15 protein-coding genes are annotated in these 19,132 nt (G+C 56.5%); 11 read left to right on the forward strand and 4 right to left on the reverse strand.

The features are described 5' to 3' along the window. Window positions 1-290: 290 nt before the first annotated feature. From fruB to fruA, 3 genes are read left to right on the forward strand one after another with little or no spacing between them, the layout of a single operon-like run. Window positions 291-1,421, forward strand: coding sequence for a fused PTS fructose transporter subunit IIA/HPr protein (fruB, locus tag MOQ06_RS06645; RefSeq protein WP_242172103.1), 1,131 nt, complete (start codon window positions 291-293; stop codon window positions 1,419-1,421). After that, entirely contained in the window at window positions 1,421-2,359 is a 939-nt protein-coding gene (fruK, locus tag MOQ06_RS06650; protein WP_242172107.1) for a 1-phosphofructokinase, read from the forward strand. Before fruB ends, fruK begins: the two co-directional genes overlap by 1 nt. Window positions 2,360-2,375: 16 nt before the next feature. Continuing rightward, complete coding sequence (gene fruA / locus MOQ06_RS06655) at window positions 2,376-4,061, forward strand: PTS fructose transporter subunit IIBC (RefSeq protein WP_242172108.1); 1,686 nt, start codon at window positions 2,376-2,378, stop codon at window positions 4,059-4,061. 48 nt (window positions 4,062-4,109) lie between these two features. Here fruA and nfo read toward each other — a convergent pair whose 3' ends face one another. Both nfo and MOQ06_RS06665 read right to left on the reverse strand, forming a co-directional pair. Further along, on the reverse strand, window positions 4,110-4,967 hold the full coding sequence (gene nfo, locus MOQ06_RS06660; protein ID WP_148419858.1) for a deoxyribonuclease IV: 858 nt from the start codon (window positions 4,965-4,967) through the stop codon (window positions 4,110-4,112). Window positions 4,968-5,031: 64 nt separating this feature from the next. Further along, the gene (locus MOQ06_RS06665; protein WP_242172111.1) at window positions 5,032-6,078 is read right to left on the reverse strand and encodes a YeiH family protein; all 1,047 of its coding nucleotides are present in this window, start codon (window positions 6,076-6,078) and stop codon (window positions 5,032-5,034) included. Window positions 6,079-6,175: 97 nt separating this feature from the next. On the opposite strand from MOQ06_RS06665, the gene yieE reads away from it, so the two are divergent. After that, window positions 6,176-7,042 carry a DNA-binding transcriptional regulator YeiE gene (gene yieE, locus MOQ06_RS06670; RefSeq protein WP_148419856.1) on the forward strand — a complete coding sequence of 289 codons (867 nt, stop codon included), beginning with the start codon at window positions 6,176-6,178 and terminating at the stop codon, window positions 7,040-7,042. A 170-nt stretch (window positions 7,043-7,212) separates the two neighbouring features. Continuing rightward, entirely contained in the window at window positions 7,213-8,682 is a 1,470-nt protein-coding gene (locus tag MOQ06_RS06675) for an amino acid permease (RefSeq protein ID WP_148419855.1), read from the forward strand. Between the two features lie 54 nt (window positions 8,683-8,736). Here MOQ06_RS06675 and MOQ06_RS06680 read toward each other — a convergent pair whose 3' ends face one another. Together MOQ06_RS06680 and fghA are read right to left on the reverse strand one after the other, a co-directional pair. Next, entirely contained in the window at window positions 8,737-10,722 is a 1,986-nt protein-coding gene (locus MOQ06_RS06680; RefSeq protein WP_242172117.1) for a ligand-gated channel protein, read from the reverse strand. A 265-nt stretch (window positions 10,723-10,987) separates the two neighbouring features. Then, window positions 10,988-11,815 carry an S-formylglutathione hydrolase gene (gene fghA / locus MOQ06_RS06685; protein ID WP_242172119.1) on the reverse strand — a complete coding sequence of 276 codons (828 nt, stop codon included), beginning with the start codon at window positions 11,813-11,815 and terminating at the stop codon, window positions 10,988-10,990. A gap of 137 nt (window positions 11,816-11,952) precedes the next feature. Between fghA and MOQ06_RS06690 the strand changes: the two genes are divergently transcribed. The 6 genes from MOQ06_RS06690 (at window position 11,953) to mglA (ending at window position 19,120) form a co-directional block, all read left to right on the forward strand. Then, window positions 11,953-13,101 carry a YbfB/YjiJ family MFS transporter gene (locus MOQ06_RS06690; RefSeq protein WP_242172121.1) on the forward strand — a complete coding sequence of 383 codons (1,149 nt, stop codon included), beginning with the start codon at window positions 11,953-11,955 and terminating at the stop codon, window positions 13,099-13,101. 102 nt (window positions 13,102-13,203) lie between these two features. Beyond that, on the forward strand, window positions 13,204-13,872 hold the full coding sequence (gene folE, locus MOQ06_RS06695) for a GTP cyclohydrolase I FolE (RefSeq protein WP_148419851.1): 669 nt from the start codon (window positions 13,204-13,206) through the stop codon (window positions 13,870-13,872). An 18-nt stretch (window positions 13,873-13,890) separates the two neighbouring features. Beyond that, on the forward strand, window positions 13,891-15,048 hold the full coding sequence (yeiB, locus tag MOQ06_RS06700; RefSeq protein ID WP_242172123.1) for a DUF418 domain-containing protein YeiB: 1,158 nt from the start codon (window positions 13,891-13,893) through the stop codon (window positions 15,046-15,048). 155 nt (window positions 15,049-15,203) lie between these two features. Beyond that, the gene (galS, locus tag MOQ06_RS06705) at window positions 15,204-16,226 is read left to right on the forward strand and encodes an HTH-type transcriptional regulator GalS (RefSeq protein WP_148419849.1); all 1,023 of its coding nucleotides are present in this window, start codon (window positions 15,204-15,206) and stop codon (window positions 16,224-16,226) included. Between the two features lie 295 nt (window positions 16,227-16,521). Beyond that, window positions 16,522-17,520, forward strand: coding sequence for a galactose/glucose ABC transporter substrate-binding protein MglB (gene mglB / locus MOQ06_RS06710; protein WP_242172126.1), 999 nt, complete (start codon window positions 16,522-16,524; stop codon window positions 17,518-17,520). Window positions 17,521-17,599: 79 nt separating this feature from the next. After that, complete coding sequence (mglA, locus tag MOQ06_RS06715) at window positions 17,600-19,120, forward strand: galactose/methyl galactoside ABC transporter ATP-binding protein MglA (RefSeq protein ID WP_148419847.1); 1,521 nt, start codon at window positions 17,600-17,602, stop codon at window positions 19,118-19,120. Window positions 19,121-19,132 lie beyond the last annotated feature (12 nt).

A 19,132-nucleotide genomic window follows, 5' to 3' on the forward strand; every position in this document is an offset into this window, starting at 1 on the left:
AGGTCAAGATTGCCACAAAAAATCAAAATGCCATTTCAGTTTATTGAGCCTGCGCTGAAGCGTGCTGAACCTGTTTGCTGAACATCAGCAAAACGTCACGGTGTGAAGAAGAAATGTGCTGCACTTCTAAATTCTGATACACGAAACGTAACTTTTCTTGCAACCTTCTGAAGAAAAGACAAGACTTCTTGAAACGTTTCAGCGCTATCTTGTTTGTCCTGATGGAGCAGGTTAGCGCCTATTTTCTCAGTTAAGCTGAAACGATTCAATTTCAGCAGGAGAGGAGAACCATGTTCCAGTTATCTGTTCAGGATATCCACCCGGGCGAACAGGCCGGGAATAAAGAAGAGGCTATTCGCCAGGTCGCCGCTGCTCTCGTGCAGGCTGGCAACGTGGCTGACGGCTACGTTAACGGCATGCTGGCGCGCGAGCAGCAGACCTCCACCTTCCTCGGCAACGGCATTGCTATCCCGCACGGCACCACGGACACCCGCGACCAGGTGCTGAAAACCGGCGTACAGGTTTTCCAGTTCCCTCAGGGCGTGCTCTGGGGAGACGGTCAGGTGGCTTACGTGGCTATCGGCATCGCGGCCAGCGGTGACGAACACCTGGGCCTGCTGCGTCAGCTGACCCACGTGCTGAGCGATGACTCCGTTGCTGAACAGCTTAAATCCGCGACCACCGCTGAAGAGCTGCGCGCGCTGCTGATGGGCGAAAAGCAGAGCGAAGCGCTGAAGCTCGACAATGAAACCCTGACGCTGGACGTCGTCGCTTCCGATCTGGTCACCCTCCAGGCGCTGAATGCGGCGCGCCTGAAAGAGGCGGGCGCGGCTGATGCCGTCTTCGTCACGCGCGCCATCAACGACAGGCCGCTGAACCTGGGCCAGGGCATCTGGCTGAACGACAGTGCTGAAGGCAACCTGCGCAGCGCTATCGCCGTCAGCCGCGCTGCTGGTGCCTTTGACGCAGACGGCGAGCGTGCGGCGATGCTGGTGACCGTCGCCATGACCGACGACCAGCCGGTTGCCGTGCTGAAGCGTCTGGGTGACCTGCTGCTGAACAATAAAGCTGAAAAACTGCTGAACGCCGACGCGGCAACGGTGCTGGCGCTGTTGACCAGCGACGATGCGCTGAAGGACGACCTGCTGAGCGCAGAGTACGTGGTGCGTAACGAACACGGCCTGCATGCCCGTCCGGGAACCATGCTGGTGAATACCATTAAACAATTTGAGAGCGAGATCACCGTGACCAATCTGGATGGTTCGGGTAAGCCTGCCAACGGGCGCAGCCTGATGAAAGTCGTCGCGCTGGGCGTGAAGAAAGGACACCGCCTGCGTTTCACCGCGCAGGGAGCAGATGCTGAACAGGCGCTGAAAGCGATTGGCGATGCCATCGCTGCCGGTCTGGGGGAGGGCGCATAATGAGCAGACGTGTTGCGACCATTACGCTGAATCCGGCCTACGATCTGGTGGGCTTCTGCCCGGAAATCGAGCGTGGCGAAGTTAACCTGGTGCGAACCACCGGCCTGCATGCCGCAGGGAAAGGAATTAACGTGGCGAAAGTGCTGAAAGATCTCGGCATCGACGTCACCGTTGGCGGATTCCTCGGTAAAGACAACCAGGACGGTTTTCAGCAGCTGTTCAGCGAGCTGGGCATCGCTAACCGTTTTCAGGTTGTACAGGGCCGTACCCGTATCAACGTAAAGCTGACCGAGAAAGACGGTGAAGTGACCGATCTGAACTTCTCGGGCTTTGAGGTTACCCCGTCTGACTGGGAGCGCTTCGTTGCCGATTCCCTGAGCTGGCTGGGACAGTTTGACATGGTGTGCGTCAGCGGCAGCCTTCCGTCCGGCGTCAGCCCGGAAGCCTTCACCGACTGGATGACCCGCCTGCGCAGCCAGTGCCCTTGCATTATTTTCGACAGCAGCCGCGATGCGCTGGTCGCCGGACTGAAAGCCTCTCCATGGCTGGTTAAGCCTAACCGCCGCGAGCTGGAGATCTGGGCTGGCCGTAAGCTGCCAGAATTAAAGGATGTGATTGACGCTGCCCATGCGCTGCGCGAGCAGGGTATCGCTCACGTGGTGATTTCGCTTGGCGCAGAAGGTGCCCTGTGGGTTAACGCCTCCGGGGAATGGATTGCTAAACCCCCTTCAATGGACGTGGTCAGCACCGTGGGTGCCGGGGATTCCATGGTTGGCGGCCTGATTTATGGCCTGCTGATGCGGGAATCCAGTGAACATACCTTACGTCTTGCTACCGCCGTTGCGGCCCTGGCCGTAAGCCAGAGCAACGTCGGCATTACCGATCGTACCCAGTTAGCCGCGATGATGGCGCGCGTTGACTTAAAACCGTTTAACTAACAGCAGGAGAGGAATAATGAAAACGCTGCTGATCATTGACTCCGGTCTCGGACAGGCTCGTGCCTATATGGCGAAGACCCTGCTGGGCGCGGCGGCACAAAAAGCGCACCTGGATATCATTGATAACCCGGGTGATGCCGAAATGGCGATTGTTCTGGGCGATAAAATCCCCGCCGACAGCGCCCTGAACGGCAAAAAAGTGTGGCTGGGCGATATTAATCGCGCGGTGGCACACCCTGAACTGTTTCTGAGCGAAGCAAAAGGTCATGCCGCGGTTTACAGCGCACCCGTTGAGGCGGCGCCGGTTGCGGCCACCGGGCCGAAGCGCATCGTCGCGGTAACGGCGTGCCCGACGGGCGTGGCTCATACCTTTATGGCGGCTGAAGCCATTGAAACCGAAGCGAAAAAACGCGGCTGGTGGGTGAAGGTTGAAACCCGTGGCTCCGTGGGCGCAGGTAACGCCATCACGCCGGAAGAGGTCGCTGAAGCCGATCTGGTTATCGTGGCGGCAGATATCGAAGTGGATCTGGCGAAGTTTGCCGGCAAGCCGATGTATCGCACCTCTACCGGCCTGGCGCTGAAGAAAACCGCGCAGGAATTTGACAAGGCGCTGGCGGAAGCCAAACCGTATCAGGCAACCGGTGCGGCTAAAACCCCGACCGAAGGGAAAAAAGAGTCTGCGGGCGCGTATCGCCACCTGCTGACCGGCGTCTCCTACATGCTGCCGATGGTGGTAGCGGGCGGCCTGTGTATTGCGCTCTCCTTCGCCTTCGGTATCGAAGCGTTTAAGGAGCAGGGCACGCTGGCGGCGGCGTTAATGCAGATTGGCGGTGGCTCCGCCTTCGCGCTGATGGTGCCGGTACTGGCTGGCTTTATCGCCTTCTCTATTGCCGACCGTCCGGGCCTGACCCCGGGTCTCATCGGCGGTATGCTGGCGGTAAGCACCGGTTCAGGCTTTATTGGCGGTATTATTGCCGGTTTCCTGGCAGGCTACGTGGCGAAGCTGATTAGCTCGAAGCTGAAGCTGCCGCAGAGCATGGAAGCGCTGAAGCCTATCCTGATCATCCCGCTGATTTCCAGCCTGGTGGTGGGTCTGGCAATGATTTACCTGATCGGTAAGCCGGTCGCGGGCATTCTGGAAGGCCTGACCCACTGGCTGCAAACCATGGGGACGGCGAATGCGGTTCTGCTGGGCGCTATCCTCGGCGGTATGATGTGTACCGACATGGGTGGTCCGGTAAACAAAGCGGCATACGCGTTTGGCGTTGGCCTGCTGAGTACCCAGACCTATGCGCCGATGGCGGCGATCATGGCGGCAGGCATGGTGCCACCGCTGGCGCTCGGCCTGGCGACGATTATTGCCCGTCGTAAGTTCGATAAAGCGCAGCAGGAAGGTGGGAAAGCGGCGCTGGTGCTGGGCCTGTGCTTCATTACCGAAGGCGCAATCCCGTTTGCGGCGCGTGACCCAATGCGCGTTCTGCCCTGCTGTATCGTAGGCGGTGCGGTAACGGGCGCCATCTCTATGGCGGTGGGTGCGAAGCTGATGGCGCCGCACGGCGGTCTGTTTGTTCTGCTGATCCCAGGCGCAATCACTCCGGTGCTGGGTTACCTGCTGGCGATTGTTGTCGGTACGCTGGTGGCGGGCCTGTCTTACGCGGTGCTGAAGCGCCCGGAAGCGGAAGCGGTCGCCAAAGCGGCATAAGCGTTAACGCAATAAAAAAGCCGGGTCGCATTACGCGCCCGGCTTTTTTTATGCCGCCTGTTCAGCGGTCTGCTGCGCTTTCAGCCAGGCAATCTCTTCCGCCCAGATATCCGGGTTAATGGTTTCCAGCACCATCGGAATGCCGTCGAAGCGGGCGTCCTGCATAATAAAGCGGAACGCATCGTGGCCAATATTGCCTTCGCCCAGGCTGTGGTGGCGGTCAACGCGGCTGCCGAACGCGCTTTTTGCATCGTTTAAGTGCATGCCGCGCAGGTAGTTAAAGCCCACAATCCGCTCGAACTCGTCGAAGGTGTTCTTCGTTGCCTCGGTCGTGCGCAGGTCATAGCCTGCCGCAAACGCGTGGCAGGTATCAATGCACACGCCCACGCGGGATTTGTCTTCCACGCCGTCGATGATCGCCGCCAGATGTTCGAACCTGAAGCCCAGGTTGCTGCCCTGACCGGCGGTGTTTTCAATCACCGCCGTCACGCCTTTGGTTTTATCCAGCGTGATGTTAATGGACTCGGCAATGCGCGCCAGGCAGGCGTCTTCATCGATCTGCATCAGATGGCTACCCGGATGGAAGTTGAGCAGCGTCAGCCCCAGCTGCTCGCAGCGCTGTACCTCATCCAGGAACGCTTCACGGGATTTTTCCAGCGCCTCAGCAACCGGGTGGCCGAGGTTAATCAGATAGCTGTCGTGCGGGAGGATCTGGCCTGGCCCATAGCGGTACTTCTCGCAGGCGGCCCTGAAGCTATCAATCACTTCAGCGGTGAGGGGAGCAGCGCGCCACTGGCGCTGATTTTTGGTGAACAGGGCGAAGGCGGTCGCCTCGATTTCGGCGGCACGAATGGCGGCATTCGCAAGGCCACCGGCAGCGCTAACGTGCGCTCCAACATATTTCATAAAAAGACTCCTGTTAACCCGAAACGCCTATGATAACGGGTTAACAGGAGAAGGACGAGATGGTTTATGCCAGCAGGCTGTGTACGGCGAGGTTAATCGCGCCGCCGCCCACAATCAGCCAGATGAAGAGCACCAGCGCCATCAGCAGCGGCTTCGCACCGGCTTTTTTCAGGGCGCTCACGTGCGTGGTTACGCCCAGCGCCGCCATCGCCATGGCCAGCAGTACCGTATCCAGCGTGACCAGCATATCCACCACCGCCTTGGGCAGCAGGTGGAAGGAGTTAAAGATGGCAACCAGGATGAACAGGATCGCAAACCATGGAATGGTGATTTTACTTTTCTCGTTGCCGCCCGCCGGCGCCAGCTGTTTAACCCGCGCCGCCAGGAAAATCAGGAACGGTGCCAGCATCATTACGCGCAGCATTTTAGCGATGACCGCCGCGTTTTCCGCATCCGGACTGATGGCGTGACCTGCCGCTACCACCTGCGCCACTTCATGCATGGTTGAACCGATATAGATGCCGTAGGTTTCCGGGCTGAACCAGTGCGCCACCAGCGGGTACATGGCCGGATAGAGGAAGATCGCCAGCGTACCGAAGATGACTACCGTCGCGACGGCCACCGTGACTTTACTGGCCTCGGCCTTAACCACCGGCTCCGTCGCCAGCACCGCGGCCGCGCCGCAGATGCTGCTGCCAGCACCAATCAGCCAGCTGGTTTGTTTGTCGAGCCCAAAGATCTTCTGGCCGATGAAGCACGCCAGGAAAAAGGTGCTCGTAAGGGTCAGGACGTCGATGGCAATGCCGCTGACGCCCACATCCGCAATCTGCGAAAAGGTGAGGCGAAAGCCGTAAAGGATGATCCCGAGACGCAATAAATGCTGTTTGGCGAAAATAACGCCCCCGTCACAGGATTTCCAGATGTGCGGATAAACGGTATTCCCGACGACCATGCCGAGCAGAATGGCCAGCGTTAAGGCGCTGAACCCTGCACCGGCCACCGCCGGAATGCTGCCGCCCCATAAGGCGACACCGGTAACCACGGCGCTGAGCGCAAGACCCGGCACGAAGTGCCACACTGTACGATGATGTTGTAAGGTGATTTCTGACATAACCTTCTCCTTTGTCTGGCTAAAGGTTACGGCGCTCTGGCTTAAAAATAAAATTGATTATATATTTATAATCAATCTTTATAAGTGGTAAGCAACCATGCACATTACATTGCGTCAGCTGGAAGTTTTTGCCGAAGTGCTGAAGAGCGGCTCGACGACCCAGGCGTCACAAATGCTGGCGCTCTCGCAGTCTGCCGTCAGCGCGGCCTTAACCGATCTTGAAGGCCAGCTGGGCGTCCAGCTGTTCGACAGGGTAGGGAAGCGGCTGGTGGTGAACGAACATGGCCGACTGCTCTACCCGCGCGCGCTGGCGTTGCTGGAGCAGGCCGTCGAAATCGAACAGCTGTTCCGCGAGGACAACGGCGCGATCCGCGTGTACGCCAGCAGCACGATCGGTAACTATATTCTGCCGGAAGTGATCGCCCGCTACCGCCGGGATTTCCCGACCCTGCCGCTGGAGATGAGCGTGGGCAACAGCCAGGATGTCATCAACGCGGTGATTGATTTCCGCGTGGATATCGGGCTTATCGAAGGGCCATGCCACAACGTCGATATCATCGCCGAACCCTGGCTGGAGGACGAGCTGGTGGTGTTTGCGTCTCCGGCCTCCTCTCTACTGCAGGGCGAGGTCACGCTGGAGCGGCTGGCGCAGGCCCAGTGGATACTGCGAGAGCAGGGCTCCGGCACGCGTGAGATTGTCGATTATCTGCTGCTCTCGCACCTGCCGCATTTTCAGCTGGGCATGGAGCTGGGCAATTCAGAGGCGATTAAGCACGCCGTACGCCATGGTCTGGGCATTAGCTGTCTTTCCCGACGGGTGATTGCCGAGCAGCTGGAAACCGGATCGCTGGTTGAGATCCCCGTTCCGCTGCCGAAGCTGGTGCGCACATTATGGTGCATCCACCATCGCCAAAAGCACCTTTCCAGTTCGCTGCAGCGTTTTCTGCGCTACTGCGAGATGTGAAATCGCCCCTCACCCTGGCCCTCTCCCCAAAGGGGAGAGGGAAAAATTATGCTTTACTTATAATCCTGGCCGAGTCATGAAGCTCTCTTATAACTGAGCATTTCTGCCGGAAGGAACGCGGATCGTCTGCTACAATCGCGCCTCATTTATTGAATGGACAGCATTTTCACATGGTTTCAGAAACTAAAACCACAGAAGCGCCCGCGCTACGTCGCGCACTTAAGGCGCGTCACCTGACGATGATCGCCATTGGCGGATCTATCGGTACAGGTCTTTTCGTTGCCTCTGGCGCAACGATTTCGGCAGCAGGCCCGGGTGGGGCACTATTCTCTTATATCCTGATTGGCCTGATGGTGTACTTCCTGATGACCAGCCTGGGCGAACTGGCAGCCTATATGCCGGTATCGGGTTCGTTTTCGACCTACGGTCAGAAATACGTTGAAGAAGGCTTCGGCTTCGCGCTGGGCTGGAACTACTGGTACAACTGGGCGGTGACTATCGCCGTGGATCTGGTCGCCGCACAGCTGGTGATGACCTGGTGGTTCCCGGACACGCCGGGCTGGATCTGGAGTGCGCTGTTCCTTGCGGTGATTTTCCTGCTGAACTACATCTCCGTTCGCGGCTTTGGCGAAGCGGAATACTGGTTCTCTTTGATTAAAGTGGCAACCGTCATCATCTTTATCGTCGTCGGTGTGGCGATGATCGTTGGTATTTTCAAAGGGGCTGAACCGGCCGGGTGGAGCAACTGGAGCATAGGCGATGCGCCGTTTGCCGGAGGCTTCTCGGCGATGATTGGCGTGGCGATGATTGTCGGCTTCTCCTTCCAGGGCACCGAGCTGATTGGCATTGCGGCCGGTGAATCCGAAAACCCGGAGAAGAACATTCCTCGCGCGGTGCGTCAGGTGTTCTGGCGTATCCTGCTGTTCTACGTATTCGCGATCCTGATTATCAGCCTGATCATTCCGTACACCGATCCAAGCCTGCTGCGTAACGACGTGAAGGACATCAGCGTCAGCCCGTTCACGCTGGTCTTCCAGCACGCGGGCCTGCTCTCTGCGGCGGCGGTAATGAACGCGGTGATCCTGACGGCGGTGCTGTCTGCGGGTAACTCCGGTATGTACGCGTCCACCCGTATGCTCTATACCCTGGCCTGCGACGGCAAAGCGCCGCGTATTTTCTCGAAACTGTCCCGCGGCGGCGTGCCGCGCAACGCGCTGTACGCGACCACGGTGATTGCCGGTCTGTGCTTCCTGACCTCTATGTTCGGCAACCAGACGGTGTACCTGTGGCTGCTTAATACCTCCGGTATGACGGGCTTCATCGCCTGGCTGGGCATTGCCATCAGCCACTATCGTTTCCGCCGCGGCTACGTCAAGCAGGGCCACGATCTGAACAACCTGCCGTACCGCTCGGGGTTCTTCCCGCTGGGGCCGATTTTTGCCTTCATTCTGTGCCTGATCATCACCCTGGGCCAGAACTACGAAGCCTTCCTTGCGGACACCATCGACTGGGGCGCCGTGACGGCCACCTATATCGGTATTCCGCTGTTCCTGATTATCTGGTTTGGCTACAAGCTGACGAAAGGAACCCGCTTCGTTCGCTACAGTGAAATGGATTTCCCGGAACGATTTAAACGCTAAACGCACTTCCTCTCTTTAAGCCCGCTCATTTGAGCGGGCTTTTTTATGGGCAAATCAGAAGCTATAGGTCATGCCAACCGTATAGCGTCGCCCGTCAAGCACGGTGTCATACGTATCGTAATCAATCTGCTTATCAAGCACGTTATACACACCGGCGGTAACAAGCAGGTTTTTGTTTGCGTTGTAGCGCAGACCGACATCAACCTGAGTGTAGGACGGCGTGCCCTGGGACATTGACGTACGGCTCAGATACTCGGACGTTTTACCGCGAAGGTTCAGACGGCTCCAGAAACCGACGTCGGGCGTCGCCTGCCAGTCCAGGGTGGTGTTGAACATATGCTTAGGCATCTTGTTCATCGGCTTGCCGGAGAACTGACCGCTCTTCTGCTCGGATTCGGTATAGGTATAGTTTGCGGTCCAGTTCACATCGCGCGAGATTTTCCAGCCGAACGAGGACTCCACGCCGCGCATGTTGGCTTTGTCCACGTTGACGCGGTCGCTCACAAAATCATAGCTGTGATCGCCAATCGTACAGGCGGGATCGGCGCTGCTGTTACAGCGGCGAACTTCCGTAATCTTGTCCTTGAAGTCGGTATTAAACAGCGTCACGCCGGCATTCAGGTTATCGTTGTTATCCCAGAGCAGGGCGAGCTCTTCGCTCAGGCTCTTCTCTGGTTTCAGATCCGGGTTGCCAACGATGATACCGTCAAGACGGCCGCCACCCGTTACCTGGCCCCAGCTGGCGGACGACTGACGCAGATCCGGCGCCCGATAGCCAGCCGAAACCCCGCCTTTCAGCGTCCACTGTTCGGCCAGGTGCCATACGCCGTAACCGCGCGGCGTCCAGTTCGTCCCGTAGTTTTGGTCTTTGTCCATACGCAGGCCACCGGTCAACGTAAAGCTTTCCGTCATTGACCATTCATCTTCGGCAAACAGGGCCCAGCTCCAGCGAGTCAGTTTGTTCAGGCCGTCCGCAGCTTCCAGCTGATTGCCCTTGTCGCGCAGTTTCTCATACCGATACTGCCCGCCGAGGGTCAATGTATGATCGCCGAGGAAAATCTGGTTCTGGTTGTTGAAGGTGGTGTTATACGAGCGCATTTTGCGACCTGGGTTATTGGTCTCTTCCTGCTGGATATAGCTGGTGGTATTGAAGTCGTCGTAATACCCGCTGTGGGTTAAGGAGTAAGTTGTATGCTCATAGCGCGAGTCGCTTTTGGTATTTGGCTTACAGGTCGTTCCCCGGCAGGTTTCAGCCGCTTTCGACATCCCTGGCGTGCTGTTTCTGTCCTGAAGCTCACGAGCAAAATCAAGATCGAAATCGTTCTTCTCGTCCGGCGTAAAGTTCAGCGTAATGCCACCGTTACGCATTTTCTGCTCGTTATACCCGTTCACTATCTTATCTTCGGCGCGGCGTGACAAAAGCCCCGTCACTTTTGCGCCCAGCAGGCCGTCAATCAGAGGACCTGAAGCGTAGGCGTTGGTCTGGAAGATGTCACCGGAATCATGGTTTTCCTGGAAGGTTGCATCGCCATGCAAAGAACCGGTCCAGGCTTTGGTGTTCGAGACTTTTTTGGTAATGACGTTGATGACACCACCCATAGCATCAGAGCCGTAAAGCGAGGACATCGGGCCGCGGATGACCTCGATGCGCTCTATGGACTCCAGTGGCGGCAGCCAGCCTTGTTCAATACCCGAGTTATCGCTGTTTGGGCGGGTGCTTCGCGTACTGACGCGTTTGCCGTTCACAAGAAACAAGGTGTACTGAGATGCCATACCGCGAATACTGATATCACTGCTACTCCCGCCGCCAGTGACGACAACGCCCGGGACGTCTCTCAGGGCATCGGTAACATCACGGTAGGCTTTATCTTCAATCTGCTGTTTCGAAATAACAGAGATGGAGGCGGGGGCATTCTGGATCTTTTGTTCAAAACCCGTCGCGGTGACGACAACGGTGTCCTGATCGGCTGCGTGAACGAAGGGGGTAAATGTGGCAGCGCCAACGGCGACGGCCAGGAGCTTAACGCGGAGTATTGTCATTTGTACATTCCATATAAAAAGAATAAAACTCCATCGGGATAACCCTGAGAACTGTATGTTTTTGTCTTTTAAGAACTCTTTGAGATGGAGAAGAGCCTGGAATTGTACAAAAGAATGTAGAATTGTAAACACAAATGATAATTGAAATCATTTGTGTTTGATGTAAATAAAAAAAACCGGTCTGGTTTCAAGCGGATAGGATTATGTAAATGAGGGGGAGGGGATAGGCCCGGTATACAGGAGTCTACCGGGCAAAAGGCCGAACTTACCTGAACAAATGCTCCGCATGGAAGCGGAGATGGTCCTCAATAAAGGACGCCATAAAGTAATAGCTGTGGTCGTATCCCGGCTGGATGCGCAGCGTCAGCGGCCAGTCTTTCTGACGCGCCGCTTCGGCCAGCACCGCAGGCTGTAGCTGCCCGGCGAGGAACTGATCCGCATCACCCTGATCGATAAGCATCGGAATCGCGTCTTCCGTCCGGCTTGCCAGCATCAGCGCGCAGCTGTCCCATTCCTGCCATTTTTGTACATCTTCCCCCAGATAGGCCGTAAAGGCTTTTTGCCCCCACGGTACCTGCGTTGGGTTCACGATGGGCGCAAATGCCGACACGCTCGCGTACTTACCCGGATTTTTCAGCGCCATTATCAGCGCGCCGTGGCCGCCCATGGAGTGACCGCTAATCGCGCAGCGCTCGCTCACCGCGAATTCTGACTGAATCAGTGCAGGTAGTTCATCACGGACATAATCATACATGCGGTAGTGGCTCGCCCACGGCTGCTTGGTGGCGTTCAGATAGAATCCGGCGCCTTTGCCTAAATCGTACCCGGCATCGTCCGCCACATCATCCCCTCGCGGGCTGGTGTCTGGCATCACCAGCGCGATGCCAAGCTCAGCGGCAACACGCTGGGCTCCCGCTTTAGTGGTGAAGTTTTCGTCATTGCAGGTCAGGCCTGAAAGCCAGAACAGAACCGGTGGATTTTCCGTCGGTGGGAGGAAAATGCTGAACGTCATGGCACAGTTCAGGACGGTGGAGTCGTGCCGCCAGCGCTGCTGTCGACCTTCAAAACAACGATGCTCTTCGAGCAGTTCCATGCAGGGCTCCTTATACGGAAGACTATTCATGAAACTCATAATACAGAGTTTTCATTGACCTGTGAGCAACTTTCACTTTCGCAGGACGGCGAGATGTTGCATCATGATTTTACTTTTCTTTAACATTTGGAGCGATCATGGCGCTGCGTATCGCGCTCAGCGGATTTGTGGTTCTGGTCGTGGCGATGGGGATAGGGCGCTTCGCCTTCACGCCTCAGGTGCCGCTGATGATTGCCGCCGGGCAACTCACGCTCACCAGCGCGGGGCTGGTCGCGGCGATGAACTATCTGGGCTATCTGGTAGGCGCGTGGGATGCCATGCGCGCCCATCGCTTCGTTGAAACGCGTCTCTGGCTGGGCATTGGCGGCGCGGTGGCGCTGACGCTGCTCTCCGCGGCGGCAGATAACGCCATCGTTCACGGCCTGCTGCGCTTTGTGATTGGCTGCATGAGCGGCTGGTCGATGGTGCTGATTGCCGCCTGGACCAACGAGCGGCTGGGGCAGCTGGGCAAGCCGGGGCTGAGTGCGGCCGTCTTTGCCGGTCCCGGCGCCGGTATTGCCCTGAGCGGCCTGCTGGCGGTCTATATTCAGGCGAAATCCCTGTCCGCCGGAGCGGCATGGCAAATTTACGGCGTGCTGGCGCTGGTGCTGATTGCGCTGGCGGCCCGGTATCTGCCGCGTGCGGGTCAGCTTCATCGTCCGGGTTCCGCACCTGAACCGCTGCTGCTGACCGCAGATTTAAAGCGCCTGGTCTGGAGCTACAGCCTGGCGGGGTTTGGCTATATCCTCCCGGCGACCTTCCTGTCGCAAATGGCTGCCGTGCGTTTTCCCGGCAGCCTGTTTGCCCAGTTTGTCTGGCCGATTTTTGGCGCCGCCTCGGTGGTGGGAATTGCCCTCAGCATTGCTCTGCGCCATACCTCGACATCCAACCGCAGGCTGGCGATTGTCCTGTGGCTACAGGGCGTTGGCGTGCTGGCGGCATGGCTTCTGCCGGGCATTGGCGGTTTGCTGACGGGCGGGCTGCTGGTGGGCGGCGGTTTCCTCTGCGCCGTACAGCTCTCCCTGTTATACGGGCGCGAGCTGGCGCCAGACCACACGCGCTACATGGCGGGACTGCTCACCACCGGGTATGCCATCGGTCAGCTGATCGGTCCGGTCACCTCGGCCCTGTCGACCTGGCTTACCCACCGGCTGGAGCCTGCGCTTGGGCTGGCCGGTATCGCGCTCTTTGTTGCTGGCGGCCTTGTCTGGAATCGTCACGCTGAAAGGCAACAGCAATTGCAATAATTATCGTCGTGAATACTGGATTATGTGCGTCGCCTCACGCACAATGAGCGCACACTTTTGCCACAACGAGGGCAAAAGACGCCACACCTGCAGGAGAAAAGAATGCCATCACTCAGTAAAGAAGCAGCCCTTGTCCATGAAGCGCTGGTTGCGCGCGGTCTTGAAACGCCACTGCGCCCGCCCGTGCAGGAACTGGACAATGAAACCCGCAAGAGTCTGATCGCCGATCACATGACGGAGATCATGCAACTGCTGAATCTCGATCTGAGCGACGACAGCCTGATGGAGACGCCGCACCGCATTGCAAAAATGTACGTCGACGAAATTTTCTCCGGCCTGGACTACGCGAACTTCCCGAAAATTACCGTCATTGAAAACAAGATGAAGGTTGATGAGATGGTGACGGTGCGCGATATCACGCTGACCAGCACCTGTGAACATCACTTCGTGACGATCGATGGCAAAGCGACGGTGGCCTATATTCCTAAAGATACGGTGATCGGCCTGTCCAAAATCAACCGCATCGTGCAGTTCTTTGCCCAGCGTCCGCAGGTGCAGGAGCGTCTGACGCAGCAGATCCTGACCGCGCTGCAAACCCTGCTGGGTACCAACAACGTGGCGGTGTCCATCGACGCGGTACACTACTGCGTGAAGGCCCGCGGCGTACGTGATGCCACCAGCGCGACCACCACCACCTCGCTGGGCGGTCTGTTTAAGTCGAGCCAGAACACCCGCCAGGAGTTCCTGCGCGCCGTGCGTCACCACAACTAAGCAGGCAGGGCAGGGACCATGGAGCGAAACGTCACGCTCGATTTTGTTCGCGGCGTCGCCATTCTCGGTATCCTGCTGCTGAATATTAACGCCTTCGGTCTGCCGAAGGCGGCGTATCTCAATCCGGCGTGGTATGGCGACATCACGCGCAGCGATGCCTGGACGTGGGCCCTCCTCGATCTCTTTGCCCAGGTTAAATTCCTTACCCTCTTTGCGCTTCTCTTTGGCGCGGGGCTTCAGCTTCTCCTCAGGCGCGGCACGCGCTGGATCCAGTCGCGCTTAACGCTGCTGGTCATCCTCGGCTTTATTCACGGACTCCTTTTCTGGGACGGCGATATTCTGCTGGCTTATGGCCTGGTGGGCCTTATTTGCTGGCGGCTGATCCGCGACGCGCCCGGCGTAAAAAGCCTGTTCAACACCGGGGTGATGCTCTACGTCATGGGGCTGGCCGTGCTGCTGCTGCTGGGCATGATTGCGGATGGTTCCACCAGCCGGTCATGGACCCCGGACGCGGCGAACCTGCAATATGAGCAGTACTGGAAGCTGAAGGGCGGCGCGGAAGCCATCGGCAACCGGGCCGATATGCTCGGCGATAACCTGCTGGCGCTGGGCGCGCAATACGGCTGGCAGCTGGCGGGAATGATGCTGATTGGCGCCTCCCTGATGCGCACCGGCTGGCTGAAAGGGGAGTTTAGCCTGCGTCACTATCGTCTCACAGGCGCGGGCCTGGTGCTGCTCGGCGTGATGATTAACCTTCCGGCGACGATCGTACAGTGGCATCTTCAGTGGGATTACCGCTGGTGCGCGTTCCTGCTCCAGATCCCGCGAGAGCTGAGCGCACCGTTCCAGACCGTTGGCTATGCGGCGCTCATCTACGGCTTCTGGCCGCAGCTCTCTCGCCTGTGGATCGTCAGCGCGGTGGCCTGCGTTGGGCGGATGGCGTTAAGCAATTACCTTCTGCAAACCCTGATATGCACCACGCTATTCTATCGATTCGGCCTGTTTATGAAATTCGACCGCCTGACGCTGCTGGCGTTTGTTATTCCGGTCTGGATTGTTAACGTGATGTTTTCCGTCATCTGGCTGCGCTATTTCCGTCAGGGCCCGCTGGAGTGGGCGTGGCGGCAGTTAACCGCGCGTGCGTCGGGCGTATCATTACGTAATACATCCAGATAACGATCTGGATCACAATCATTAACAAAATGGATGTAAGCGTTTTCATCTGTGTGAGCTTCTTCACGTAGTCTCCTTTCTCTCGCTGCCAGAATAGCCACCTTGCTAAACACAGGGGGTGTCTGTGAGTTGCTGCAATTCCTTAAAGGGTGGTGAATATGATCACCATTCGTGACGTCGCCCGCCTGGCGGGTGTTTCTGTTGCTACCGTCTCCCGCGTGCTGAACAACAGCGCGCTGGTCAGCCCTGAAACGCGTGAAACCGTAATGAAAGCCGTGACCCAGCTGGGGTACCGGCCAAACGCCAATGCCCAGGCGCTGGCCACGCAGGTCAGCGATACCATTGGCGTGGTGGTGATGGATGTGTCGGACGCCTTCTTTGGCGCGCTGGTTAAGGCGGTGGACGTTGTCGCCCAGCAGCACCAGAAGTATGTGCTGATTGGCAACAGCTATCACGAGGCGGAAAAAGAGCGTTATGCCATTGAGGTGCTGATCCGCCAGCGCTGCAACGCCCTGATCGTGCACTCAAAAGCCCTGAGCGATGAGGAGCTTGCCGGGTTTATGGAGCAGATCCCCGGCATGGTGCTGATCAACCGCATCGTGCCCGGCTATGCGCACCGCTGCGTTGGTCTGGATAACATCAGCGGCGCAATGATGGCGACGCGGATGCTCATCAGCAACGGCCATCAGCGTATTGGCTATCTGGCTTCCAGCCACGGCATTGAAGACGACATGATGCGCCGTCAGGGCTGGCAAAACGCCCTCAAAGAGCAGGGCATCGTGCCGCTGGAGAGCTGGGTAGGGACCGGTTCGCCGGATATGCAGGGCGGTGAAGCGGCAATGGTTGAGCTGCTGGGACGTAATCTTCAGCTGTCGGCAGTGTTCGCATACAACGACAGCATGGCGGCAGGGGCGCTTACCGCGCTGAAGGACAACGGCATTGCGGTGCCGCAGCATTTATCGCTGATCGGCTTCGACGATATCCCGATTGCCCGTTACACCGATCCGCAGCTGACGACGGTGCGTTACCCCATTGCGTCGATGGCGAAACTGGCGACGGAGCTGGCGCTGCAGGGGGCGGCAGGGCTGCTGGATCCTGACGCAACGCATTGTTTTATGCCGACTTTAGTGCGGCGTCATTCGGTCGCGGTTCGGCAAACTGTGGCTCCGATCACTAACTGATAACATCAGGTGATGTAACCGTTTTCAATCTGTGAGTAAATTCACAGTATCTTAACAAGCCGCTGTCTATGATGTCAGCGTTTTAGGGGCTGAAACATAATGTAACGGTGATTATTCGCTTTTACCGTTACCACCATGCCTCAAACAACGAATAAAACGCATTTCTGGAGCGTTACCGAACACGGAAGCTGGACATTTTATAAGTGAACTTCGGCGATCAGTAACGTTTTATTAACATCTGCCCGCCGACCGTTTTTCACAAGAACTACCCTGCATAAAAAAAACCGGAGATACCATGAATAAGAAGGTGTTGACTCTGTCTGCTGTCATGGCAAGCATGCTTTTTGGCGCAGCAGCGCACGCAGCGGATACCCGTATTGGCGTAACTATCTATAAATACGACGACAACTTCATGTCTGTTGTGCGTAAAGCAATTGAAAAAGATGCTAAATCAGCGCCTGACGTGCAGCTGCTGATGAATGACTCCCAGAACGACCAGTCCAAACAGAACGATCAGATTGACGTTCTGCTGGCAAAAGGCGTGAAGGCGCTGGCCATCAACCTGGTTGACCCGGCGGCGGCGGGCACGGTTATCGAGAAAGCGCGCGGCCAGAACGTGCCAATTGTCTTCTTCAACAAAGAACCTTCCCGTAAGGCGCTGGATAGCTACGACAAAGCGTACTACGTGGGTACTGACTCCAAAGAGTCCGGTATTATCCAGGGCGATCTGATTGCGAAACACTGGGCGGCGAACCCGAACTGGGATCTGAACAAAGATGGGCAGATTCAGTTTGTGCTGCTGAAAGGCGAGCCGGGCCACCCGGATGCTGAAGCACGCACTACTTACGTTATCAAAGAGCTGAACGACAAAGGCCTGAAAACCCAGCAGCTGGCGTTAGACACCGCAATGTGGGACACCGCTCAGGCGAAAGATAAGATGGATGCGTGGCTCTCTGGTCCGAACGCTAACAAAATTGAAGTGGTTATCGCCAACAACGATGCGATGGCAATGGGCGCAGTAGAAGCGCTGAAAGCGCACAACAAATCCGCCGTTCCCGTGTTTGGCGTAGATGCGCTGCCAGAAGCGCTGGCGCTGGTGAAATCTGGCGCCATGGCCGGTACCGTGCTGAACGATGCTAACAACCAGGCGAAAGCCACCTTCGACCTGGCGAAAAACCTCGCTGACGGTAAAGGCGCTGCTGACGGCACCAGCTGGAAAATTGAAAACAAAATCGTTCGCGTTCCTTACGTGGGCGTAGACCAGTCCAACCTGGCTGAGTTTATCGGTAAATAAGATCTTCGTTTTATCTTCACTGGGCGCAATTCGTTGCGCCCTTTTATAACGCGATATGCGAGGCCAACAAGGTATAATTATGGTCAGCACAGCTACTCAGTCGTCCGGTGAATACTTGTTGGAAATGACCGGCGTTAATAAGTCATTCCCCGGCGTTAAGGCACTCGATAATGTTAATTTAAAAGTGCGTCCTCACTCTATTCATGCGTTAATGGGTGAAAATGGTGCGGGTAAATCAACGTTATTAAAATGTCTTTTTGGGATCTATCAAAAAGATTCCGGCAGCATTCTTTTTCAGGGAAAAGAGATCGATTTCCACTCAGCGAAAGAAGCGCTGGAAAACGGCATCTCGATGGTACACCAGGAGTTAAACCTGGTTCTGCAACGTTCAGTAATGGATAACATGTGGTTGGGTCGTTATCCAACCAAAGGCGTTTTTGTCGATCAGGACAAAATGTATCGCGATACCAAAGCCATTTTTGACGAGCTGGATATTGATATCGATCCGCGCGCGCGCGTGGGAACATTATCCGTATCCCAGATGCAGATGATCGAAATTGCCAAAGCGTTCTCCTATGATGCGAAAATCGTGATCATGGATGAACCGACATCGTCATTAACGGAAAAAGAGGTTAACCACCTTTTTACCATTATTCGCAAGCTGAAGGATCGCGGCTGCGGCATCGTCTATATCTCACATAAAATGGAAGAAATTTTCCAGCTGTGCGATGAAATCACCATCCTGCGCGACGGCCAGTGGATTGCCACGCAGCCGCTGGAAGGGCTGGATATGGACAAGATCATCGCCATGATGGTTGGCCGTTCCCTGAACCAGCGCTTCCCGGACAAAGAAAATAAGCCGGGCGAAGTAATCCTCGAGGTGCGTAACCTTACCTCGCTGCGTCAGCCGTCCATACGTGACGTCTCTTTTGACCTGCACAAAGGCGAGATCCTGGGTATCGCGGGGCTGGTGGGCGCTAAGCGTACCGATATCGTGGAAACCCTGTTCGGGATCCGTGAAAAATCCGGCGGCACCATTACGCTGCACGGCAAGAAAATCAATAACCACAACGCGAACGAAGCCATTAACCACGGCTTTGCGCTGGTGACGGAAGAACGTCGTTCAACCGGTATTTATGCCTACCTCGATATTAACTTTAACTCGTTAATTTCGAATATCCGTAACTACAAAAGCAAAATCGGTCTGCTGGATAATTCCCGCATGAAGAGTGATACCCAGTGGGTCATTGACTCCATGCGCGTGAAAACGCCGGGCCACCGTACGCAAATTGGCTCACTCTCAGGAGGGAACCAGCAGAAGGTGATTATCGGTCGCTGGTTATTAACGCAGCCTGAAATTCTGATGCTGGATGAACCTACGCGCGGTATCGACGTCGGGGCAAAGTTTGAGATTTACCAGCTGATAGCAGAGCTGGCTAAGAAAGATAAAGGGATCATTATTATCTCTTCCGAAATGCCGGAACTGTTAGGGATCACAGATCGTATTCTGGTTATGAGCAATGGTCTCGTTGCCGGTATTGTTGACACCAAAACGACAACGCAAAACGAAATTTTGCGTCTTGCGTCTTTGCACCTTTAAGATCAGGGGCTC

The sequence above is a fragment of the Enterobacter sp. I4 genome, assembly GCF_022669095.1.
Classification (GTDB): domain Bacteria; phylum Pseudomonadota; class Gammaproteobacteria; order Enterobacterales; family Enterobacteriaceae; genus Enterobacter; species Enterobacter pasteurii.